22 protein-coding genes are annotated in these 20,769 nt (G+C 61.2%); 6 read left to right on the top strand and 16 right to left on the bottom strand.

The features are described from left to right. Window positions 1–10 precede the first annotated feature (10 nt). On the bottom strand, window positions 11–397 hold the full coding sequence (locus AAEZ06_RS24335) for a cupin domain-containing protein (protein ID WP_149413289.1): 387 nt from the start codon (window positions 395–397) through the stop codon (window positions 11–13). 13 nt (window positions 398–410) lie between these two features. On the opposite strand from AAEZ06_RS24335, the gene AAEZ06_RS24340 reads away from it, so the two are divergent. Genes AAEZ06_RS24340 through AAEZ06_RS24350 form a run of 3 tightly spaced genes read left to right on the top strand, consistent with a single transcriptional unit; the run spans window position 411 to window position 2,452 of the window. Further along, entirely contained in the window at window positions 411–707 is a 297-nt protein-coding gene (locus AAEZ06_RS24340; protein ID WP_149413288.1) for a hypothetical protein, read from the top strand. Then, complete coding sequence (locus tag AAEZ06_RS24345) at window positions 704–1,207, top strand: GNAT family N-acetyltransferase (RefSeq protein ID WP_149413287.1); 504 nt, start codon at window positions 704–706, stop codon at window positions 1,205–1,207. The genes AAEZ06_RS24340 and AAEZ06_RS24345 overlap by 4 nt, the downstream gene beginning before the upstream one ends. Before the next feature lie 42 nt (window positions 1,208–1,249). Beyond that, the gene (locus tag AAEZ06_RS24350) at window positions 1,250–2,452 is read left to right on the top strand and encodes a hypothetical protein (RefSeq protein WP_178114465.1); all 1,203 of its coding nucleotides are present in this window, start codon (window positions 1,250–1,252) and stop codon (window positions 2,450–2,452) included. Between the two features lie 179 nt (window positions 2,453–2,631). Here the strand turns inward: AAEZ06_RS24350 and AAEZ06_RS24355 are convergent, their stop codons facing one another. Further along, on the bottom strand, window positions 2,632–3,450 hold the full coding sequence (locus AAEZ06_RS24355) for an alpha/beta fold hydrolase (protein ID WP_149413286.1): 819 nt from the start codon (window positions 3,448–3,450) through the stop codon (window positions 2,632–2,634). Between the two features lie 146 nt (window positions 3,451–3,596). Here AAEZ06_RS24355 and AAEZ06_RS24360 point away from each other — a divergent pair, with 146 nt between their 5' ends. Beyond that, entirely contained in the window at window positions 3,597–4,664 is a 1,068-nt protein-coding gene (locus tag AAEZ06_RS24360; protein WP_350616630.1) for an NAD(P)-dependent alcohol dehydrogenase, read from the top strand. Window positions 4,665–4,731: 67 nt separating this feature from the next. On the opposite strand, the gene AAEZ06_RS24365 is transcribed toward AAEZ06_RS24360, so the two are convergent. The 14 genes from AAEZ06_RS24365 to AAEZ06_RS24435 form a co-directional block, all read right to left on the bottom strand. Then, window positions 4,732–5,682 carry an oligopeptide/dipeptide ABC transporter ATP-binding protein gene (locus AAEZ06_RS24365; RefSeq protein ID WP_350616632.1) on the bottom strand — a complete coding sequence of 317 codons (951 nt, stop codon included), beginning with the start codon at window positions 5,680–5,682 and terminating at the stop codon, window positions 4,732–4,734. Next, a complete protein-coding gene (locus AAEZ06_RS24370) occupies window positions 5,682–6,674 on the bottom strand; it encodes an ABC transporter ATP-binding protein (RefSeq protein WP_350616634.1) in 993 nt (330 codons plus the stop codon). The genes AAEZ06_RS24365 and AAEZ06_RS24370 overlap by 1 nt, the downstream gene beginning before the upstream one ends. After that, a complete protein-coding gene (gene ddpC, locus AAEZ06_RS24375) occupies window positions 6,671–7,552 on the bottom strand; it encodes a D,D-dipeptide ABC transporter permease (RefSeq protein WP_502948049.1) in 882 nt (293 codons plus the stop codon). Before ddpC ends, AAEZ06_RS24370 begins: the two co-directional genes overlap by 4 nt. Window positions 7,553–7,571: 19 nt before the next feature. Further along, window positions 7,572–8,588, bottom strand: a complete 1,017-nt coding sequence (locus tag AAEZ06_RS24380; protein WP_149413282.1) for an ABC transporter permease — start codon at window positions 8,586–8,588, stop codon at window positions 7,572–7,574. Window positions 8,589–8,771: 183 nt separating this feature from the next. Beyond that, window positions 8,772–10,343 (bottom strand): ABC transporter substrate-binding protein, encoded by a 1,572-nt coding sequence (locus AAEZ06_RS24385; protein WP_350616638.1) that lies wholly within the window; start codon window positions 10,341–10,343, stop codon window positions 8,772–8,774. 97 nt (window positions 10,344–10,440) lie between these two features. Then, window positions 10,441–10,983 (bottom strand): D-alanyl-D-alanine dipeptidase, encoded by a 543-nt coding sequence (gene ddpX / locus AAEZ06_RS24390; RefSeq protein WP_350616640.1) that lies wholly within the window; start codon window positions 10,981–10,983, stop codon window positions 10,441–10,443. Between the two features lie 14 nt (window positions 10,984–10,997). Beyond that, the gene (locus AAEZ06_RS24395; RefSeq protein WP_350616642.1) at window positions 10,998–11,852 is read right to left on the bottom strand and encodes a MurR/RpiR family transcriptional regulator; all 855 of its coding nucleotides are present in this window, start codon (window positions 11,850–11,852) and stop codon (window positions 10,998–11,000) included. Window positions 11,853–11,935: 83 nt separating this feature from the next. Continuing rightward, window positions 11,936–12,223, bottom strand: coding sequence for a DUF3325 domain-containing protein (locus tag AAEZ06_RS24400; protein ID WP_350616644.1), 288 nt, complete (start codon window positions 12,221–12,223; stop codon window positions 11,936–11,938). Window position 12,224: 1 nt separating this feature from the next. Then, window positions 12,225–13,772 (bottom strand): PepSY-associated TM helix domain-containing protein, encoded by a 1,548-nt coding sequence (locus AAEZ06_RS24405; protein ID WP_350616646.1) that lies wholly within the window; start codon window positions 13,770–13,772, stop codon window positions 12,225–12,227. Next, window positions 13,769–14,056, bottom strand: coding sequence for a DUF3649 domain-containing protein (locus AAEZ06_RS24410; RefSeq protein WP_149414590.1), 288 nt, complete (start codon window positions 14,054–14,056; stop codon window positions 13,769–13,771). The genes AAEZ06_RS24405 and AAEZ06_RS24410 overlap by 4 nt, the downstream gene beginning before the upstream one ends. A 96-nt stretch (window positions 14,057–14,152) precedes the next feature. After that, window positions 14,153–16,387, bottom strand: a complete 2,235-nt coding sequence (locus AAEZ06_RS24415; RefSeq protein WP_350616648.1) for a FepA family TonB-dependent siderophore receptor — start codon at window positions 16,385–16,387, stop codon at window positions 14,153–14,155. A 134-nt stretch (window positions 16,388–16,521) separates the two neighbouring features. Further along, on the bottom strand, window positions 16,522–17,865 hold the full coding sequence (locus tag AAEZ06_RS24420; protein WP_350616650.1) for a sensor histidine kinase: 1,344 nt from the start codon (window positions 17,863–17,865) through the stop codon (window positions 16,522–16,524). Continuing rightward, window positions 17,862–18,578 carry a response regulator transcription factor gene (locus AAEZ06_RS24425; RefSeq protein ID WP_350616652.1) on the bottom strand — a complete coding sequence of 239 codons (717 nt, stop codon included), beginning with the start codon at window positions 18,576–18,578 and terminating at the stop codon, window positions 17,862–17,864. The genes AAEZ06_RS24420 and AAEZ06_RS24425 overlap by 4 nt, the downstream gene beginning before the upstream one ends. 448 nt (window positions 18,579–19,026) lie before the next feature. Next, window positions 19,027–19,314: a hypothetical protein gene (locus tag AAEZ06_RS24435; RefSeq protein ID WP_350616689.1), complete on the bottom strand. Its 288-nt coding sequence runs from the start codon at window positions 19,312–19,314 to the stop codon at window positions 19,027–19,029. A gap of 248 nt (window positions 19,315–19,562) precedes the next feature. Between AAEZ06_RS24435 and AAEZ06_RS24440 the strand changes: the two genes are divergently transcribed. Together AAEZ06_RS24440 and AAEZ06_RS24445 are read left to right on the top strand one after the other, a co-directional pair. Then, window positions 19,563–20,201, top strand: a complete 639-nt coding sequence (locus tag AAEZ06_RS24440) for a secretin and TonB N-terminal domain-containing protein (protein ID WP_149414585.1) — start codon at window positions 19,563–19,565, stop codon at window positions 20,199–20,201. Continuing rightward, complete coding sequence (locus AAEZ06_RS24445; RefSeq protein WP_149414584.1) at window positions 20,198–20,743, top strand: RNA polymerase sigma factor; 546 nt, start codon at window positions 20,198–20,200, stop codon at window positions 20,741–20,743. The genes AAEZ06_RS24440 and AAEZ06_RS24445 overlap by 4 nt, the downstream gene beginning before the upstream one ends. Window positions 20,744–20,769: the final 26 nt, after the last annotated feature.

Consider the following 20,769-nt stretch of genomic DNA (forward strand, 5'->3'; position numbering starts at 1 on the left):
CAGCTGTGTGCTAGATCCAGACGTCATTCATCATCGTCCGTTCTCCCCCTTGATCGCCGGTGTTCAGCACTCCACAGGGCTCTATCAACAGCAGTTTGACCTCTCCCTCAGCATAAGGCTTGTGCTCAACCCCTTTGGGCACCACATACATTTCGCCTTGATTGATCAGCACCGCACCATCGCGAAAATCGATGCGTAACCTGCCCTCCAGGACGATAAAGGTTTCATCCGTATCGGCATGGCTGTGCCAGATGAAATCGCCTTCGATTTTCACAGCCTTGAATTGGTAGTCGTTCATCTGGGCGATGACCTTGGGTGTCCACTGTTCGCTGAACAGGGCGTACTTTTCTGAAAAGTTGATCGCGGTGTATGGGGGGATAGCGGATGAGTCAGGCATGGTGGTCTCTCGGGTGTTCAAGAAGTCGAAGCCTGACGTTAATCGCGCCGTGCCCACGCGTATTGCACGATTGTGCATCCACCACCTGATGCCCGTTACGCCGACAAGCGGCAACGACTACCGACCTAATGAGGGCTATTTTGTCAGCCTGATAGCGTTGACGAGCGGTTTTGTAAACAATAGCGGCAGATCCCAACGCGCCTATCTCCAGGGGCGCCGTCGCTATTTGTTTTCTACCGAGATGCCCATGTCTGTTCTGATCCGCGATACCGTTTTGCCTCACCCACTTCAGACCGAGGTTCAGCCATGAGCGATACCACGGTCGAGCTGATACAAACCGGCCCGGAGCAGGCTCAACTGATCCGCAACCTCTACCAGTTCTATGCCTATGAGTCCTCGGACTGGGAGCAGGAAGACGTTGAAGTCGATGGCCGTTTCTATATCCATGAAGAGCATCTGGCCCGCTACTGGCAAGACCCGCAATGGAGCGCCAACCTGCTGTTGGTCGACGGTTTTATCGCCGGCTTCCTGTTGATTGAGCAGAGCGAGTTGCCGGGGCTCAATGCCCTGGAGCTGGCAGACCTGTTTATCTTGAAACGCTATCGGCGCCAGGGTATCGGCCGCGCCCTGGCCACCCAGGTTCTGACCAGCGGCGAGGCCGACTGGCTGGTGCGTTTTTATGACCAGGATGAAGCCTCGCAAGCGTTCTGGCGCACGGTGCTGGATAACCTGCCACGGCCGGTGCAGGCCATCGAGCTGGATGACGAGCCGCAATTGTTGAGTTTTCTGGTAACGCGAGCGGTGCATTGAGGGAAGGCTTTCGGTTGCTGGCACTTTGCCTTGTGTGCTGGCATGCTCTCGCCCATTTGGGCAGTGGACGCTGCCCTGGCAGACGTGGTCATGGAGAGCAACGTGGGTTTAGAAAAAAAGGCCAAGGCAGCACAACTCAGTGTGCTGAGCAGGTATGACGTACTCGCCGATTTTTCCGGTGAGGAAGAAGCCGTGCTGGACCGCATCCTCAAGGGCAAGGTAGCGATAGGCGCCGCGCAGGCCATGACTTTCGCGGGCTGGTGCGATGAGATGCTGGGCCTGGGCCGGCGTGTGCCGGTGGCGCGTTTCGATGACGCAGTGACCGGGCAAACCCGTATCAGCACGCTGGCGCTCGGTCTTGACCTGGCCAAGTCCCTCAAGGCGCGGGACAAGCTACTGACTGCGCCAATCAAGGGCCACCAGCAACACATCCAGCAGTTGCAGGATCAGTTGCGCGTGCTGACGCATCAGGAGGCTGCTGCGCTGGAGAGTGAGGCTTCGGGGCGCTTGCGCTATTGGTACGGCGATGCGACTGAACGTTTGCAAGTCATCTTGTGGGACATCAAGGACATTGAAGGGCCAATCCAGGAGTATCAGGGGAAGTCCAACAGGGATTACCGCCAGCTTCTCCTAGAGATCATCCTGAACGCATTGTCGTCATTGGATCACCTGGGCTTTTTTATCAATGTGGAGTTGCAGGATGCCTCGGATAAAACGCCTGTTCCTGCGCCGGTAATGCTGCATCGTGGTCAACCGCTTGCGGATGATCCCTACGATCAGGAACGCTTCAGTTTTGAGGTTAAAGACGTTCAGGCCGATATGCTCGATGTGGCCAGCGCGCGTGCGCGCCCTTGGCAGGCGCTGGACGCCATCGATCAGAAAACACGTTTCAATTGCCGCGTAGAAGTCGCCGTCAGTAAAACTCCCGACCTAAGCGAGGGCGAGTTGCTGCACTTGTCATGCTTCCTGCACAAACTGTTCGAGACGCTGGCCAGGTCCGGCGACAGCCGGCCACGCGGTGCCTTGCGTGAAGCAGTGATTCTCTGCCTGTTACTTGCCTGGACAGCGCCGTGCATGCCTGCCCGAAATCACCGCCAACAGCAGCAGTTGCTCGGCTTGCAAGACACCTTCTACCGTGACATTCGACCGAAGAACTCGGACAAGTCGAGAGCTGCGTCGGACGTGTCGGCAGGCCAGATCGTCGAGCATCTGTTGCGGATCATGTGGGTGCAGATCCAGCACTGAGGGGCGCCAGCAGGTCGACGGCCGCCAAGAAAACCGAGCATCACCAGGCAGCCTTCCAGGGCTAGGGCCGCGATGATGAGCGGCAAGGCGTGATACCCGTCCAAGTAGACCCCCGGACGGCTCGGTGATAAAGGCGCGGCGAGCGAGCCGCGCCTTGTGATGCAAGGAGGGGCAAAGACTCAGCGACTGAGAAACGCCAGCAAGTCTTCATTCAAGGTCTGAGCGTGGGTAGCGGCAAAACCGTGGGGCGCGCCCGGATAGACCTTCAGCTCGGCGCCCTTGATCAGCGAGGCGGCAACCTTGCCGGTGGTTTCAAACGGCACGACCTGGTCGGCATCGCCATGGATCACCAGGGTCGGCACATCGATCTTGGCCATGTCCGGGCGAAAGTCGGTTTCCGAGAAGGCGGTGACGCAGTCCACGGTAGCCTTGAGGGACGCCAGCAGGGCGATGTTCAGCGTCTGGGCCAGCACACCGTCCGACACCTTCTGGCCTTGATTGAGACCATAGAAAGGGGTGCTGAAGTCAGCGATAAATTGCGCTCGATCCTTCAGCAAACTCGCCTTGATGTCATCGAACACGGCACTGTCGACACCTTGCGGGTAATCGGGCTTTTTACCGAGCAGCGGTGTCACCGCGCCCAGCAGCACCAGGCCTGCGACACGCTTGCTGCCGTGGCGGGCGATATAGCGGCTTACATCGCCACCGCCCATGGAAAAGCCCACCAGGGTGACTTCCTGCAAGTCCAGGTGGTTGATCAAACCTGCGATGTCATCGGCGAAGGTGTCGTAGTTGTTGCCGGTCCACGGCTGGTCGGACCGCCCGAAGCCACGCCGGTCGAAGGCAATGGTGCGGTAGCCGCGGCTGCTCAGGTACTCCATCTGGTATTCCCACATGTCGGCATCCAGCGGCCAACCGTGGCTGAACAGCACCGGTTTACCGGTACCCCAGTCCTTGAAATAGATTTGAGTACCGTCTTGGGTGGCGAACGTGCTCATAGAAACTCCTTGGGTTGTGGGTCAAGAGTGGCAAGGCTCACTATTGCTGGAAACCAGGCGATGGGCTTGTACGGATGTGCTCGATTGAACGGTTCAGCCGCTATGCTGGTCAACTGATCTTCAATGTCTTAAATGAGGTGAACGAAATGGTCAAGACTTACAGTTACGCCGCCCGTGACTCCAAGGACTCGCTCAAGCCCTTCACCTTCGAACGTCGTACGCCGGGAGCGGACGACGTGCAGATCGACATCCTCTATTGCGGCGTTTGCCACTCGGACCTGCACACCGTGCGCAACGAGTGGAACAACACCCTTTATCCTTCGGTCCCTGGTCATGAAATCGTCGGCCGGATCACGGCGGTGGGGGCCAATGTCAGTAAATTCAAAGTTGGCGACCTGGCCGGTGTCGGCTGCATGGTCGACAGCTGCCAGAAGTGTGCGTCCTGCGCCGAGGGTGAAGAGCAGTACTGCGAGAACGGTTTCACCGGCACCTACAACGGCCCGGTGTTTGGCGGAGAGAACACCTTCGGCGGTTACTCGGACAGCATAGTGGTTAAGGAGAAGTTCGTCCTGCGCATCTCCCACGACGAAGCCCAACTGGCGGCTGTCGCTCCTTTGCTGTGTGCTGGCATCACCACTTATTCGCCGCTGCATCACTGGAAGGTTGGCCCCGGTCAGAAAGTCGGGGTAGTCGGCCTGGGTGGCCTGGGCCATATGGCGGTCAAGATCGCTCACGCCATGGGCGCGTATGTGGTGCTGTTCACCACCTCGCCCAGTAAACGTGAAGATGGCTTGCGCCTGGGCGCCGATGAAGTGGTGGTATCAAAGAACCCGGATGAAATGGCCAAGTTTGCCAATAGCCTGAACTTCATCCTCAACACCGTGGCTGCGCCCCATGACCTGGACGCCTTCCTCAACCTGCTCAAGCGCGACGGCACCATGACGTTGGTCGGTGCGCCAGACAGTCCGCATCCATCGCCTTCGGTATTCAACCTGATCTTCAAACGCCGCAGCCTGGCGGGTTCATTAATCGGCGGTATCCAGGAAACCCAGGACATGCTGGATTTCTGCGCCAAACACGGGATTGTCTCGGATATCGAGATGATCGATATCCAGAACATCAATGAATCCTACGAGCGCATGCTCAAGGGCGATGTGAAGTATCGATTTGTGATCGACATGGACAGCCTCAAGCAGGAAAGCCACGCGGCCTGATCTCGTTACTGCGGCATAGCAGTCGAGTGGAACGAGGCTGCGTCCGAGGACGCAGCCCTCGCCAATCTCACGGATGCTCCAGGTGACACCGCACTTGCTGATGCACACTGCCCGCCAACCGTTGCGGCTGCTCGCAGCCTTCGGCGCGGCGCGGGCAGCGTTCGAGAAAAAAACAGCCGCTGGGCAGTACCCGATTACCCGGTAGCTCCGTGGGCGCGCTGATGTATTCATCGTCCAGCGGCACCCCCAGCCGTGGCACTGCGTCCAGCAACAGGCGCGTGTACGGATGGCGTGGCAGCTCCAACACCTGCTTGGCACAACCCAACTCGACGATCTGCCCCAGGTACATCACCGCGACCCGGTCGGCCATGTGCCGCACCACCGAGACGTTGTGGGAAATCAGGATATAGGTCAGGCCCAGGCGCCGTTGTAGTTCGGCCAGCAGGTTGAGGATCTGCGCCTGGACCGAGATGTCCAGGGCCGAGGTCGGCTCATCCAGCACCAGAATGCTCGGGTTGGACGCCAGGGCGCGGGCGATGGCGATGCGTTGCCGTTGGCCGCCGGAGAATTGGTGGGGAAAACGGTCCAGGTATTCGGCGCGAATGCCCACTTGCTCGGCGACCTTGGCGGCGATGCCGCGCATCTGGTTGCGGGGTGTGCCGCCGAGGGAGAACAGCGGCTCGGTGATGATCTTCCAGATAGGCAAGCGTGGATCGAGGGACGATTGCGGGTCCTGGAACACAATCTGCACATTGGCATGGCGCTCCCTTGCGCTGCTGTAGACCCAGCGCACATCACCGGCGCTGGGCGCCACCAGGCCCATCAGCAGTTGGGCGAGGGTGCTTTTGCCGCAGCCGGATTCGCCGACGATGCCCAGGGTTTCTCCGGGGCGGACCTGCAAGTCGATGCCGTTGAGCGCGTGGGCAAAACCCTGGGGACGGCCCAGCCAGTCGTTGCGCACCGGGAACTTTACCTGCACGTCCCTGAGGGTCAGTAATGGATCTTGGGAAACAGTCATTACACAGGCTCCGCAACGGACAGCCAACACGCACTTTTGCGTTGGCTGGCCGAGTCGATCAGGTTAAGACGCGGCCGTTCGGCGCATTGGTTCATGGCTTGGGGGCAGCGTTCGCGAAAGGTGCAGCCAGCGGGCAGGGCGGACAGGTTTGGCACTTGCCCTGCAATGGTCAGCAAGTCCTCGCCGGGCTCTACCTGTTCGGGCAGGCCGCTGAGCAAGCCTTGGGTGTAAGGGTGGCGCGGATCGCCCATCACCAAGGCTGTCGGCCCTTCCTCCACCACCGCGCCGGTGTACATCACGTAGACCCGGTCGCAGAACTGCGAGACCACCGCCATGTCGTGGGTGATCAACAAAATCGCGGTGCCGTGCTGGCGAGCCTTTTCCCGCAGCAGCAACAGCACCTGGCGCTGCACGGTGACGTCGAGGGCGGTGGTCGGTTCGTCGGCGATCAGCAGTTGCGGATCGCAGGAAAATGCCAGGGCGATCATCACCCGCTGGCGCATGCCGCCGGACAGCTCGAAAGGGTAGCTGTCGAGGATCTGCTCGGGGTCGGCAATGTGCATGTCCCGCAACAGGGCGACGGCCTTGGCCTTTGCCTCGGCCTTGCTCAAGTGTTGGTGGTGGATGATCACATCGAGCATCTGTCGGCCGATACGCCGCGTCGGGTTGAGGGCGGTCATGGGCTCCTGGAAGATCATCGCCGCGTCACGGCCACGAATCTGCAGCAGCTCTTTTTCGCTGGCACCGAGCATGTCACGGCCGAGCATGTGCAAGCAGCCGTTGGTGATCCGGTAACTGCGCTCGGGCAGCAGGCGCAGGCTGAGCATGGCGGTGACGGATTTTCCGGAGCCGGACTCGCCTACTACACCAACGATTTCTCCCGGATTAACGTGCAGCGATACGCCGTTGAGAGCCTGGACATTATTGCGATAAGCCGGGAATTCCAGGCTCAGGTTGTCGATGGCGAGCACCGCTGGGCTGGACATGGTCATTTCCCCTGTTGCCGTGGGTCGAGCAGGTCACGGACACCGTCACCCAGTAGGTTGAAACCGGTGGCGGTGATCAGGATCGCCAGCCCCGGAAAGGTCGAGTACCACCAGTTGTCGAGAATGAAATTGCGCCCGGTGGCGACCATCGCGCCCCATTCGGCAGTGGGCTGTTGCGCCCCCAGGCCGATAAAACCCAGGGCCGAGGCCATGAGAATGGCGCTGCCGATGTCCAGGCTCAGTTGCACCAGCAACGGCGGCATGGCATTACGGCCCACGTGCCAGGAGACGATATGCCAGCGCCCGGCGCCAAAGGTCTGGGCCGCCTTGACGTAGCCCATCTGGCGGATGGTCAGGGCTTGCCCGCGGGCCAGGCGCACGTAGAACGGAATGCGCACCACGGTGATCGCCAGCATTGCGTTGAACAGGCTGGGGCCCAGCGCGGCGGCCAGGGCCATGATCAGCACCAGCGATGGCACCGAGAGCATGATGTCCATCAACCGCATGATCAAACCGTCAAAACGCCCGCCGATGATCCCCGACAGGCAACCCAGCACGCCGCCGGCCAGGCACGAAGCAAACGCCACGAACAGGCCGACGCCCACCGATTGGCGGCTGCCATACAGCACCCGGCTGAACAGGTCGCGGCCCACTTCATCGGTGCCAAACCAATGAGCGGCCGACGGTGCTGCCAGGCGTTGGGCCAGGTTCAGCGCATTGGGGTCGTGGCTGGCCAGCCACGGGGCGAAGGCCATGCAAATCAGTACCACCAACGTGATGGTCAGGCCGGCGATGGTCAGCGGGCTGCGTTGCACCTGATAACCCAGATAGGCCAGGCGCACACGCAAGGTTGGGCGTTGGGCCAAGGGCACGGGCAAAGGCATTGTCAGTGGAGCAGTCATCTCAGTTCACCTCGCCGATACGTGGATCGATGACCCGGTACAGCAGGTCGATCGCCATGTTGAGCAGCACATAAATAAACGACACCAGGATCGCGAAACCCATCACCGCCGGGAAATCCAGGGACTGGATCGACTTGACCACATAGGCGCCCATGCCCGGCCAGGCGAACACGGTTTCGGTGAGCACCGCGCCGTAGAGCAAGTCGCCCAGGGTCAGGCCGAGCACGGTGACCGAAGGGATCAGCGCGTTGGGCAGGGCGTGGCGCAGGATTACCGCCCAGCGCGACAGGCCATAGGCGCGGGCGGTGCGGATGTAGTCCTCGCCCAATTGGTCGAGCATCGCCGAACGAATCTGTCGGGCCACCACGCCCAGGTTGACGAAGCCCAGGGTGATCGCCGGCAGGATCAGGTGTTGCAGGGCATTGAGGAACAGCGGGATATCACCGGCCAGCAATGAGTCCACCAGGTAGAACCCGGTAATGGTGCGCGGTGGTTCCAGGCCTTCGTCCAGCCGACCGCTGCCGGGCAACCAGCCGAGTTGCCCGTAGAACAACACGATTAAGCCCAGGCCGAGCCAGAACGCCGGAGTGGAAATGCCGGTGACCGCCAGGGTGCGAGCGATCTGGTCGATGGCGCGGTTGTGATAGACCGCCGACAACACTCCCAGCGGCACGCCCACCAGCACCGACAGCAGCAGCGCGGCGATGGCCAGTTCCAGAGTGGCGGGGAAGAACGCTTGCAGGTCTTCCAGCACCGGGCGGCTGGTGCGGATTGACGTGCCTAGATCGCCGTGGAGCAGGTCGCTCATGTAGCGGGCGTACTGCTGGTACAACGGCAGGTCGAGGCCCAGTTGGTGACGGATGTTCTCGACGATGGCGTCGCTGGCCCGGTCACCGGCAATCAGCCGCGCCGGGTCACCCGGGATCAGATGGGAGATGCAAAAGGTAATCAGCGAAACCCCGACCACGACCAATAACAGGCCGAACAGGCGTTTGCGCAACATATTCAGGAAGGCCATGGGGGCTCCTCGTTGTGGCGAGCAGGTTTGCTAGGTGTGGCGAGCGGGCTTGCCCGCGTTGGGCTGCGTAGCAGCCCCAGAATCAACCACCTCGTTCTTCCTGGCAGAATGCGGTGACCTCAGTGGGGCCGCTTCGCGACCCAACGCGGGCAAGCCCGCTCGCCACAAAAGCCCTGGTGCTGTTTACTTACTGATCTCAGCCACGTTGAACACCTGTTCCAGCATCGGATGGAACACGTAGCCCTTCACCGAATCACGCATCGGCAGGCTGTAGTTCTTCTGGTACAGGTAGGCGTAGACGCTGTCCTTGAGCACGATCTTCTGCGCCTGCTGGTACAGTTCGATGCGCTTGGCGGTGTCGTTGTTGGCGGCGGCATCGCGGATCAGCGTGTCCACTTGCGGGTTGCTGTAGAACGAGCGGTTGCCTGCCAGGCCTTGCAGGTTGGAGTCGAACCAGAAGTTCATGAACATGTAGGGGTCGGCGAAGTCCGGGCTCCAGGAACCGATGGCCACGTCGAAATCACCCTTGCCCAGGCGTTCGCGCATGGTGGCGTTGGCCAGTTTTTCCATCTTCAGGTTGATACCCAGCGGCGCCAGGCCGGCTTGCAGGGTCAGGCCGATGGATTCCCAGTTGGCGTCCTTGTCCGAGTAGACAAAGTTCAGGTTGCTGATTTTTTGCGGGACTTTCTTGAGGTTGGCGCCAGCGGCGTCCAGGTCCTGTTTCATCATTGGCAGGCTGGCGTCATGCGCCCACATACCATCGGGAATAGGCCCGTTCATCAACTTGGCCTGGCCCTTGAGGATGCCCTCGACAATGCCTTGATAGTCGATGGCGTCGATGATGGCCTGGCGGGCGTTCTGGTTATCCAGCGGGGCCTTTTTGTTGTTCAGGTACAGGTACGTCACCCGCAGCGACGGGAACTTCTCGACCACGATTCCGGACTTGCTGGCCAGGGTGGTGAGCTGGTCTTCGGGCATGTCTTCGATGATGTCCAAGTCGCCGCGTTCTAGTTGCAGGCGGCGCACGGAAGCTTCGCTGATGATCTTGATCACCACCTTGTTCAGGCTCGGCTTGGGGCCTGCGTAGTAGGTGTTGGGCTCCAGGGTCAGGGACTGGCCTTTCTGCCAGTTGCTCAGGCGAAACGCGCCGGAGCCTGCCGTGTGGGTGGAGAGGTAGGCGTTGACGTCTTCGCCCTTGTTCACCACGTCCGGGTTGATGATGCCTGCGCCGTTGTGGGCGAGGGTGAACAGGAACGGTGCGTAGGGTTTGGTCAGGGTGAAACGCACGGTCAGCGGGTCGACCACGGTCACTGTCATGTCATCCGGGAAGGCGCCGGAGGGGCCTTGCTTGAGCTTCATCATGCGGTCGAAGGAAAACTTCACCGCATTGGCGTCCACGGTGGCGCCGTCGTCGAACTTGTTGCCGGGCTTGAGCTTGAAATCCCAGACGAGGCTGTCGGCCGAAATGCTCCAGCTGTCGGCCAGGTCGCCCTGGACATCGGTGCTGCCCTTGCCGTTCTCGACCTTGTAGGCCACCAGTTTCTGATAGGCCGGGTAGGTCACCGCCCAATCGTTATTGTCGATGGTTACGGCGGGGTCAAGGGTCTGCGGGTCGGCAGCCTTGCCGATCATCAGAGTGTCCTTGGGGGCGGCGGCACTTGCCGATTGCCAGGCGCCGAGGCTAAGGGCGGCGCAGAGTAGGGATAGCGCGAGGGTGTTCACGGTTTTAAGGGTCATGCCGGTTTCCTTGATCATTATATGAAGGGAAGGTCGTCAGTTTTTTATTAAATCTATAACCGGGCAGTTGGATCTAAAACGTGCAGCTTATTGTTATGGGTGTGGTGGTGAAGGGTCAGCGGGGCTCCTCGATCAATGGGTACTGCTCGGCACCGGGCAGTTCGTAGTGCCACCATTCGGTGTCGATGCTCTGGAAGCCGGCGCTGAGCATGATGCCCAACAACAGCAGGCGATTGCGTTGCACCTGCGGCGGCAGGTCGGCGTAGAACGGGTGGGACTTGGCTTCCATGGCATCGAAGGCTGTGCCCATGTCCAGCGGCTCACCGTGCTCATCGATCAGCGTCAGGTCGACGGCCACGCCACGGGTGTGGTGGGAGCCCAGGTGCGGGTCGCGCACATAGTCCGGGTTGGGCAGCGCCTGCCACAGCAATTGCTGGGCATACGCGGGGCGATAGGCATCGTAGAGGCGCAAGGTCAGCCCGGCCTGGCGGGCGGCGCGGCTGGCCTTGTGCAGGCAGGCGGCGGCTTCGCTGTGCAGCAGGCAGCGGTTATTGCGATAGATCACGGTGCCTGTCAGGTTGTCGGCGCTGGCGTAGATCATGTCGATTTGCACCCCGTACGCCTGGGGGTCGATTTCTATCAATGGGTGGTTATTCACTCAAACACATCCTCTCAAGACTCGAACTGGCCGAACGCCTGTTGCAGGGCTCGGTTTTTCGCCAGGCGTGCGTCCAGGCGATCGCCGTACTGCTCGGCGACGGCGGACACTATCAGGTTGAACAGGCAGGCCAGCGGTGCCAGGGAATCCCAGAACTGGCCAACATCAGTTTTCAGTTGCAGCAGGTCCAGGTCGTAGTCACGGGCCCAGGGGCATTGCAGGTCGGTGATCAGCGCCAGCGGCAGGTCGTGGGCGTTCGCGGCTTCGCAGAAGGTCGGGGTGACGCTGGAGTAGGCGCGAAAGTCGGAAATAATCGCGTAGGGCTTTTCGAAACCCGAGTTCAGGGTCTCGGCGTAAATCCCCGACAGGCCGTCGACGTAATAGACCTTGGGCCGGATATATTCCAGGTGGCTGTGGAAGGCGTTGAGGATGCCGCGGGTAGACTGGATGCCGAGGATGAACACGGCATCGGCTTGGACGATGTGCCGCACGATATCGGCGAAGGCCTCGCTGCGGGCCAGGCCATAGACGTGCTGGATGGCTTCGATCTCACGGTTCAGAGAGCGGTCGAGGGCGTCTTCCTGGTCATTCTCGTTGCGAAAGGCGCTGAGCCGGTCGGTGATCAGCCAGGAGGGTTGCTCGTCGCCCCGCAGCCCTTGCTTGACGTCATCGAGGTTGCGATAGCCGAGGGTGCGCAAGAAGCGGCCCACCGAAATGCCGGTGGTGCCGGCTTGTTGGGCGATGCTGTCGGCGGTCTCGAACGGCAACTGTTGCAGGTTGCCCAGCAAATAGGTGGCGATACGCTTTCCGGTGGGCGTCAGCGTGGGGAACTGTTGTTCCAGCGTCAGTTGGAAGCTGTTTTTATCCATGACGTTCTCAAGGCGGGCGCCTATGTTATTTATGTTTCATATTTGTCAATTATGTTAGAAACATAACATCGGCGTTCATGGCATTACAATGGCTTTTTCTGCGAACGTTGAACATAGGGCAACAGCAGGGCCAGTGTCAGTGCCGCCATGGAGATCAGCCCGAACCAGCCCACCGGTCCCATGGCCCAGCCCCAGACCTGCACGCTGACGGCGAAACTGGCCACCAGCATCAGCCAGCCCACGACCCGCAGCGTGTGTCGACCAGCGCGTGAGGGCGGTCGGTGCCAGACCTGCTTGTAATGCCGTTCGAGTCCCAGGCACAGGCCGAGCATTCCACTGTAGGCCAGTAGTAACGCAGCAATCAGCGCCATTTCAGTTGACCTCCAAAGCGGCAAATTTGGCGGCGCGGCGGGGTGCAGCTTGCTTGGGCGGTCGCGAGAGTTTCCAGCAGGGCCATGCCAGCAGTACGCCGAGGCCTACCGTTGTGAGGTGCAGGTAGAAATAATCACCGCGGCTGACACCCAGCAGGTTCAGCGCCGGCAGGCCGATACACAGCAGCGCGGCCAGCCCCAGTTGTTCACGCCAGGCAGCTCGCCACGGGCGCACGATGGCGTGGCCCAGGCTCAGCAACCAGACCAGGAAGAACACCCGCACCTCCCAGCCGCCACGCTGGGCCAGTTCCGCTGGCAGCAAGCGGTTGGCCCAGAGAAGGGCTGCGCAGGCCACCATCAGCCCGGCTACCACGGCGATGTTGAGGCGTTCGGCGCTGTGGTACAGCAAGGCGCCGATGGCACCTTCGCTGTCGTGGCGACGGCGGCGCTTGACGGTGAACAGCACCACGCCAGTGGCAAGCATCGCGCAACTGGCCAGGCCGCAAACGAAGTACAACCAGCGCATCGGGTAGCCGCCGAACTGGGCGAAGTGCAGGCCGGCCATGACCTTCTGCGTCAGCAGGCTCGGTCGACTCACAGGGGGGTGACGCAGGACTTTGCCGCTGACGCCATCGAACAGCATGCTCTGGCCCTTAGTCAGTTCGATGCGATTGCCCAGCACCGGGCGGGCTTCGATGCGCGCGTTACTGCGGCCAGGGTTTTGGATCGACAGCCCGGCGACGGGCCCCATCACCCGTTCAGCCTCGGCCAGCAGCGGCCCCAATGCCATCAGTGCAGCCGGCTGGCTCGGCTCTCCGCGATTTGGCCGCTCGCCCCGAACCGGTTGCTCGGCAGGCGTGCCACGGATTGCGCGGCCGACGCTTTCGCGGTCACCGTCGAACAATGCGTCCACCGCCGCTGGCATATAGATCAGGTAGAAAATCACCAGCCCGGTGTAGGTGATCATCAGGTGAAACGGCAGCACCAGCACGGCCGTCGCGTTGTGGGCGTCGAGCCAGGAGCGTTGGCCCTTGGCGGGGCGAAAGGTGAAGAACTCCTTGAAGAATTTCTTGTGAATGACGATGCCGCTGAGCAGCCCCACCAGCATCACCATGGCCGCCAGGCCGACGACCCAGATGCCGAGGTTGCGCGGCAGGTTGAGGGTGAAGTGGAAGCGGAAGAAGAAGCCGCCGCCTGCGGTTTCGCGTACCTGCAGCGCCTCGCCCGTGTTCGGGTCGAGTGGAGTACCACCGCCACGGCGTTGCTCCCCGGCGGACACCGTAAGGTTGTCTGAGCGTTCGCCGGGCAAGCCGATGTTCCAGGTGCGGGCTTGCGGGTGATGGGCCTGTAAGTAGTCGAGGGCACGTTGTGCGGTGGCGCTCTGATCGAGGGTGGCGGTCGGTATCTCCGGGCGCATCCAGCCATCGATTTCCTTGTCGAACATCGCCAGGGTGCCGGTGAGGAAAATCGCAAATAGCAGCCAGCCAAAGACCAGGCCGCTCCAGGTGTGCAGCCAGGCCATCGCCTGGGTCAGGGTCTTGTGTTTCATCCCAGGGCCTCCAGCCATTGTGGCCAAAAGCCGATGGCCGCCAGGGGCAGCGCCAATGTCATGCCCGCCCACGCACGGCGAGCGTTGCGGCACGCGAAGACCCAGGTAATCGCCAGGGTATAGACCAGAAAGGAGAGCAGGCTGGCGGTCACCATTGCATCGACCTTGTCCATTGGCAGCAAACGCGCCAGGGCAGCGGTGAAGGCGTAGGTGAACAGGTAGCCGCCAAGCAGTGCAGCAGCGATACGGGAGATTATCGGCCAGGCAAGGGATCTTGTTTTCATGGGGGGACTCATCAGTGGCCTGAGGGCAATGCCAGCCGGCTGAGGCCTGTTGTGGCAAGCCCGCTTGCCACAACAGGCCTCAGGGCCTTGGCTCAATCAGAACGAGGTAGTGATCGACGCGTAGAACGACCGTCCCGGCTCGTTGTAAGTGCTTGCCCCGGCGCTGGTGCCGGCGCCTTCGCGGTACACGCGCTTGTCGAACAGGTTGTTGATGCCGGCTCCCAGCGACAGGTTCTTATTCACCTCATAAGTGCCGCCCACGCCCCAGATATGGTACGGGTCGAGGGTCTTTTGCTCATTGGCTGCAGTGACAGGCGAGTCGCGAGACGGGTTCAGTACCCGAGGTTCCTGCTTGCCGTACCAGGTGCCGGTCAGGCTCACGGCCAGGGCCTCGTTGACCTGCCAGTCGAGCATGCTGTTGACCGTGTACTTGGGCACCACCGACAGCGGGTTGCCGTCGCCGTCTTTGTTTTCCTGCATGTAAGTGAAGTTGGTGTTCCAGCTCAGCGTCTCGCCATGGGCACCCAGCAGCGGGATACCGAGGTTGCCTTCCCAGCCCTTGACCACCGCGTCCTTGGCGTTATCCCACTGCAATACAGCTTCGTTGTTCACGGTTTTGCTGATCAAGTCATTGGAGGAGACGATCTTGCTTTCATAATCGTTGCGAAAATACGTCACGCCTGCAGCCCAGCCACCACGGGCAAAGGCGATGCCCAGTTCCTTGTTGATGCTGATCTCGGGGTCGAGGTTCTCGTTACCCAGCACGTAGCAGCCATTGGCATTGAGGCTCGGCGCGCAGCCGTTGCCCCTGCTGTAGTACAGGTAATTTGGGTTGGACTGGTACAGGTTCGGCGCCTTGAACGCCCTGGCGATACCGCCCTTGAGGGTGATGTCTTCGGTCAGCTTGTAGGAGGTATTAAGGCTTGGGCTCCAGTTGGCGCCAAACTGATCCTGATGGTCCAGGCGCAGGCCGGGTGTGAGGAACCAGTCCGGGGTCAACTCGATGTTGTCCTCGGCAAACAGCGCCATGATGGTTGTGTCCATGTCGGTGGCGCGGGCGCCGGCTGCCGAGTTGGGCAGGGTGGTGCCAATGGCGCGGTTCATGGTACTCGGGTCGTCGAGGGTCTGGCGGTTCCATTCGGCGCCCACCGTCAGCATCTGCGGCAACAGCACTTGCAGCGGGATGTCCAGCTGGCCCTGGACCAGGTAGCTGTCATAGGTGCTGGTGGTCTTGCTGGCATTGGCGCTGATATCGCCGTCTACCGAGCCGGTATTGCCTTCCAGCAAACGGTTGTTGCGGGTTTTCTCGTACTGGGCCAAGAGCCTTGAGCTGCCGAACGACCAGTCGCCGCGATGGGTGGCGGAGAAGGTCTGGCGGTACATGGTGTTGGTTTCGCGACCCAGCCAGCCGTTGATAGTGCTGCCGGGCGTCAGGGAGTCGGTGCCGCCGGTGCCGACGTCGCCGGTGTAGATATTGCCCTGGCGGCTGAAGCCGGCTTCCAGGTCGACGGTCTGCCGGTCGTCCAGTGCCCAGCTCAACAGGCCATTGAGGTCCTTGTTGCGCACACCTTCGCGGCCAGCGGCCAGGGAGGCGCCGTTGGCGGTGTCGGTGTTGCCGGCGTTGATGTCGGCGTCGTCGGCATCGGTCTTGTTCAGGTTGCCGTAGACGCGAAAGGTCAGGGCATCGGTCAGCGGGCCGGAGAGGCTGAAAGTGGTGCGCTTGGTCATGCCTTCGGCGTCGTCTTCGGGCAGGTTGGTGAAGGCCGACAGCGAACCGCTCAACTTGTCGGTAGGGCGCTTGGTGATGATGTTGACCACGCCGCCCATGGAGCCGGAACCGTAGCGGGCCGCCGCCGGGCCGCGCAGCACTTCGATGCGCTCGACTTCATTGGCCGGCACCCAGTTGCTGTCGCCACGGGTGTCACGCTCACCGGAGCGGGTGTAGCGCACGGCGTTGCGAGAGGTCACGGGCTTGCCGTCAATCAGGATCAGGGTGTTCTCCGGGCCCATGCCGCGCAGGTCGATCTGGCGATTGTTGCCACGGGTACCGCTGGCACTGTTGCCGGTCAGGTTGACGCCGGGCATCTTGCGCACGATATCGGAGAGGTCATTGACCGGCGGGCGCTTCTTGATGTCTTCGGCGGTGATCAGCGACACGCCGGAGGCCTGTTTCAACTCTTCTTCAGCCGTGGCCACGACATGGGTTTCACCCAGTTGCAGCGCATCTTTTCCAGTCTCCCGATTACCCTCGGCCGTTTCGGCCAAAAGCGTGGCAGGCGAACAGGCCATCAGGGCCAGGACAAGGTGACTGAGCTTGAATCGCGGGTACATCGACAACACTCCTGTTGCAGTGTGAAACAGAGGAGAGCGTGAGCGTCGTCGGACCTGCGGTGCGTATCGGCTCACCCATGACCTCCATGGATGAGCGCGAATGCTATTGATTCTCAAATAAGAGTAAATGTAATTTACAACTTATACACTTTCAGCCGCAGATGCAGGCGCAGGCCGGGCGCGGCGTTTTCCGCCCACAGTTCACCGCCTTGCAACTGCACGATGCTGCGGGCAATCGACAGGCCCAGGCCAAAACCATCGCCTCCCGGTCGCGCGGCGTTAAGACGGGTGAAGGGCTGGAAGATCTGTTCGAGTTTATCTGGATCGACGCCGGGACCTTGGTCTTCAATCCGCAGGTGCCAATAATCGCCATCCAGGGAACCGCGCAAACGCACCACACCGTCTTCGGGTGAATGGCGGATCGCGTTGCGCAAGATATTTTCCAGAGCCTGGGCCAGGCCGTTGAGGTTGCCCAGCACACAGCAGTCTTGCGGCAGTTGGCAGAGCAGGCGCTCGCTGGGCCAGCCGCTTTCGAAGCAGGCGTCCTCGCGCAGCACTTCCCAGAGCCGCTCCATCTCCACTGCTTCCAGGGGCATCAGCGGGCGCTCGGTGTCCAGCCAGACCAGCTCCAGGGTGTTGCCGATCAGCCGCTCCATACCTTGCACTTCGCGGTCCAGGCGCTGGCGCATGGCGACCGAATCCGGCTCGCGCTCACCGGCCACCCGTAGCCGGCTCAAGGGTGTGCGCAGCTCGTGGGACAAGTCCTGCAGCAAGCGTCGTTGTAGCACCACCGTACTTTCCAGGCGCTCGGCCATATGGTCGAAGGCCCGGCCCAGTTCACCCAGCTCATCGCGCCGACGCGTCACTGGAGGGCCGACCCGCGCGGCCAGATCGCCAGCGCTCAAGGCGTTGGCCTGACGCCGTAGAATCACCATGGGCGCAATCAGCACCCGGTACAGCAGCGCGCCGAACAACAGCGCCAGAGAGGCTGGCAGCCCGTGCTGCAGCAAGATATTCCACAGGTCATGGTCCTTGCGCGGGTCAAGGCGCAGTGGCAACTCCATCACCAGCCGGGATTGGTCGTCGCTGAACGGCATGACGAACGTCGGCCGGCCACCGGGGCGTCCCACCGACCAGCTGACGTCGCGCACGAAATCCAGCTTGCGCCGCTCGCGGCTCCTCAGTGGTCGCGAAGACAGCGAGTTATGACTCTCATCAACCACCACCGCCCAGACATGCTCGCGCTCGCGCACATCTTGCAAAAATTCATCGACGCCCGCCGCGCCACGCTCACGCCAGGCAGTTTCGGCCTGGCGTGCATAGTCATTGAGGATTTGCCGGGTGGGCGCCGGCAAGTGTGCGGAGGCCTCGTAGAGACGCTTGCTCAGATCGACCTGCAAGGTGACCACCAACAGGCACAGCACCGCCAGCACCAAGGTCAACTTCCACAGTAATGAGTGCCGGTTGGGCAGCTTCATGCCGCCCGCCGCGTCAGCATATAGCCCATACTCCTGACCGTTTCCACACGCCCGGCGGTATAGCCGATGGCCTGCAACTTGCGCCGAATGCGGCTGACATGCATGTCCAGGCTGCGATCATGTTGGGAGTAAGCGCGGTGCATCACCTGCTGATAGAGGAAGGCCTTGCTCAGTACTTCGTCGACGTGAGCCACCAGGGTTTCCAGCACCCGGTATTCGGTGGTGGTCAAGTCGGCCCACTGGCCGCCCTGGCTGACATCGGCGCGCTGTTCGTCAAACAGCAGCTGCGGGTCGTGGCGCACCCCGCCTGGCACCTCATGCTCATAGGCCACCCGGCGCAGGATGGCGTCGATGCGCACATCCATCTCCAGCATGCTGAATGGCTTGGGCAGGTAGTCATCCGCACCCTGGCTGAAGCCGGTGATGCGATCCTGTTCGGCGCCCAGGGCCGACATCAGGATCACCGGCACCCGTTGATGGCGACGCAGTTGGGCCAACACCTCAAGGCCGCTACTGCCGGGCAGCATGATGTCCATCAGAATCAGGTCGAAATCCTGGCTGCGCACCAGGTCGACGATCTCGCCACCGTCATGGCGCAACGTGACCTCGAAACCCCGCTGGCCAAGGTGATTGCCAAGGTGAGCGGCGAGCACCGGGTCATCCTCAACGGCCAGGATTCGGCCGTGAGCGGGAGGCGAGTGGGGGAGCTGCATGGGAACTTCCTGCGAATGCGAATGGTTCTATATTGTGCATTCTGACAAAAGCCAGGGAACATTCCTACCCGCTGCGTCTTATCACCTCATCTCTCGGATGATTTTGCAGAATACCGGGTCATCCAGGTGCGCCACATTCAATCGGGCCCAGGGCACGATATTTTTCGGGTGGAACGCCTAAGAAAGTAACCAACAAACGCTTACTCCACGGATCGGCCCTTGCTCCGGTTGATGGGGCAGGCAAATCAAAAACCAGATCAAAAGCCAGCGCCAATCCGCTTTTCTGTGGGAGCGAGGGGGACGCCTAGTGCTTGCTCGCGAAAAACCTGAGGGCATTGCGGTGATTCAGGAAGCCAGCGTCATCGTTAACGACCATCGCGAGCAAGCTCGCTCCTACAGTCAGTGGGCAGTAGATCCGCTCTTGCTTTTTACCACTCACGCTCCCCCATCAAGGCCGCTGCGGCTTCACCGAACTCCCAAACGTATTACCCATCCGCACATGGGTAGCCGCCGGCGTAGACAACCCGATCTGGTTCGGAGCCTGCTTGTCTACGGACTTTTTCTGCGCCTCAAGGTTCTTCTGCGCCGCCTTGGCCGCGTCCGGGTTGTTGCCCATCTGCTGGCTCAGGCACTCATAGTCAGGCGCTTTATAGCCGTCAACATTCACGTCGACGCAACCACTTGCAGCTTCCCCACCCAGCACCGTCGATGGCAAACCCGCGAACAACAGCCGCATCAGGAACAGTTTCATCAGTGCCTCCTGCTTGGCCCGAAAAAGCGGGCCACTGTGGTTGCAAAGTCTAGCCCAGCGCTTGCGGCGAAGCCGTGATGTTTTTTTTGCCATCACCGTAACATCAGGTTCATAAACTGGCCTCAGGATGACGGTTTTCGCAGGATACGTCAGCCGTGCAGCGATGCAGAGCAGATGGCGAACGGTGGGCCTGGAGGCACGCGTACTGTTGCCTGGCTTTGCTGTTGGGCTTGATGTTGTCGAACCCGGTGCGGGCTGATTCGTCGGCGTCGCCGTTGCTGCTTTTGGATCTGCCGGCACAGAACCTGGCCCAGGCACTGGAAGCTTTCAGTCGCTCAACTGGAATGGCGGTGCTGGTGGACCGTGAACTGACCCGCGGGCGGCGCTCGATTGGAGTACGTGGTCGTTACAGCGCGCAGCAGGCCCTGAGCCTGCTGCTGACAGGGAGTGGCCTGATGGCGCGTTACGCACGCAGCGATGCATTCACCCTGCAAGTGCCCGAAGTCAGCCAACCGCCCACGGTTCGCGGGGCCAAGGCGCGGGGCGCGGCGCGGATCAACAGCAGTTACGCGACAGCCTTGCAGCAGGCGATTGAAGCCAGCCTGTGCCGTTCACCGCTGACCCACCCCGGCAGTTTTCGCGCGCTGGTGCAGCTCTGGGTCAATCGGGAGGGGCTGATCGAACACAGCCGCCTGGTCAGTTCCACCGGCGATGAACAGCGCGATGAAGCGCTGGTACAAAGCCTGGCCAGCACCCGGGTGGAACGTCCGGCGCCCAGTTCGTTGCGCTTGCCGGTGACCTTACTGTTAATGCCCGACACCACAGGAAAACGCATGGAATGCACAGCACGGGAAGGAGCTCGGGGGGCATGAAAAATACCGGACACAGTCCGATGGTCAGTTTGTTCCTGGCGTCCTACGAGGACTTCAAGGTGCGCTTGCGCAAACGGCTGGGCTCGGAGGACCTGGCCAACGATGTCCTGCATGAAACCTACCTGCGGGTCGACCGCATGGAAGTGCCGGCGAACCTGCTGCAACCCAATGCCTACCTGTACCGCATCGCGCTGAACATCGCCGCCGACCGGCTCGAGGCCGATGCCCGGCTGTTGACCGGCAGCGAAGTTGAAGAGCTGTTGCAAACCGTCGACGAAGCCCAGGACCCGTCCCGTGTCGTCGGCGGCCAGAAAGAAATCCAGTCCTTGCTCAAGGCCCTCTACGAACTGCCGGCGCGGCGGCGCAAGATCCTTATCGCCGCGCGCCTGGAGGAGGCGCCGCACCTGGAAATCTCCCAGCGTTTCGGTATTTCCACGCGCATGGTCGAAAAGGAAATCAAGGCCGCCCTCGGCCACTGCGCCTTGCGCCTTGAAAGAAAAGTGATCCAGCGGTTCGGTCCCGGCGCCGGAAAACCGTCTTAATGATTGAGTCCCTGATAAATCCGTGA

The organism is Pseudomonas sp. HY7a-MNA-CIBAN-0227 (assembly GCF_040310325.1).
In the GTDB taxonomy this organism is placed as follows: Bacteria; Pseudomonadota; Gammaproteobacteria; order Pseudomonadales; family Pseudomonadaceae; genus Aquipseudomonas.

Bases quoted from the DNA above. Each gene is read 5' to 3' on its own strand.
- AAEZ06_RS24335 (WP_149413289.1), bottom strand. From the start codon at position 397: ATGCCTGACTCATCCGCTATCCCCCCATACACCGCGATCAACTTTTCA.
- AAEZ06_RS24345 (WP_149413287.1), top strand. From the start codon at position 704: ATGAGCGATACCACGGTCGAGCTGATACAAACCGGCCCGGAGCAGGCT.
- AAEZ06_RS24350 (WP_178114465.1), top strand. From the start codon at position 1,250: ATGCTCTCGCCCATTTGGGCAGTGGACGCTGCCCTGGCAGACGTGGTC.
- AAEZ06_RS24355 (WP_149413286.1), bottom strand. From the start codon at position 3,450: ATGAGCACGTTCGCCACCCAAGACGGTACTCAAATCTATTTCAAGGAC.
- AAEZ06_RS24360 (WP_350616630.1), top strand. From the start codon at position 3,597: ATGGTCAAGACTTACAGTTACGCCGCCCGTGACTCCAAGGACTCGCTC.
- AAEZ06_RS24365 (WP_350616632.1), bottom strand. From the start codon at position 5,682: ATGACTGTTTCCCAAGATCCATTACTGACCCTCAGGGACGTGCAGGTA.
- AAEZ06_RS24370 (WP_350616634.1), bottom strand. From the start codon at position 6,674: ATGACCATGTCCAGCCCAGCGGTGCTCGCCATCGACAACCTGAGCCTG.
- ddpC (WP_502948049.1), bottom strand. From the start codon at position 7,552: ATGCCTTTGCCCGTGCCCTTGGCCCAACGCCCAACCTTGCGTGTGCGC.
- AAEZ06_RS24380 (WP_149413282.1), bottom strand. From the start codon at position 8,588: ATGGCCTTCCTGAATATGTTGCGCAAACGCCTGTTCGGCCTGTTATTG.
- AAEZ06_RS24385 (WP_350616638.1), bottom strand. From the start codon at position 10,343: ATGATCAAGGAAACCGGCATGACCCTTAAAACCGTGAACACCCTCGCG.
- AAEZ06_RS24395 (WP_350616642.1), bottom strand. From the start codon at position 11,852: ATGGATAAAAACAGCTTCCAACTGACGCTGGAACAACAGTTCCCCACG.
- AAEZ06_RS24400 (WP_350616644.1), bottom strand. From the start codon at position 12,223: ATGGCGCTGATTGCTGCGTTACTACTGGCCTACAGTGGAATGCTCGGC.
- AAEZ06_RS24405 (WP_350616646.1), bottom strand. From the start codon at position 13,772: ATGAAACACAAGACCCTGACCCAGGCGATGGCCTGGCTGCACACCTGG.
- AAEZ06_RS24410 (WP_149414590.1), bottom strand. From the start codon at position 14,056: ATGAAAACAAGATCCCTTGCCTGGCCGATAATCTCCCGTATCGCTGCT.
- AAEZ06_RS24415 (WP_350616648.1), bottom strand. From the start codon at position 16,387: ATGTACCCGCGATTCAAGCTCAGTCACCTTGTCCTGGCCCTGATGGCC.
- AAEZ06_RS24420 (WP_350616650.1), bottom strand. From the start codon at position 17,865: ATGAAGCTGCCCAACCGGCACTCATTACTGTGGAAGTTGACCTTGGTG.
- AAEZ06_RS24425 (WP_350616652.1), bottom strand. From the start codon at position 18,578: ATGCAGCTCCCCCACTCGCCTCCCGCTCACGGCCGAATCCTGGCCGTT.
- AAEZ06_RS24435 (WP_350616689.1), bottom strand. From the start codon at position 19,314: ATGCGGCTGTTGTTCGCGGGTTTGCCATCGACGGTGCTGGGTGGGGAA.
- AAEZ06_RS24440 (WP_149414585.1), top strand. From the start codon at position 19,563: ATGTTGTCGAACCCGGTGCGGGCTGATTCGTCGGCGTCGCCGTTGCTG.
- AAEZ06_RS24445 (WP_149414584.1), top strand. From the start codon at position 20,198: ATGAAAAATACCGGACACAGTCCGATGGTCAGTTTGTTCCTGGCGTCC.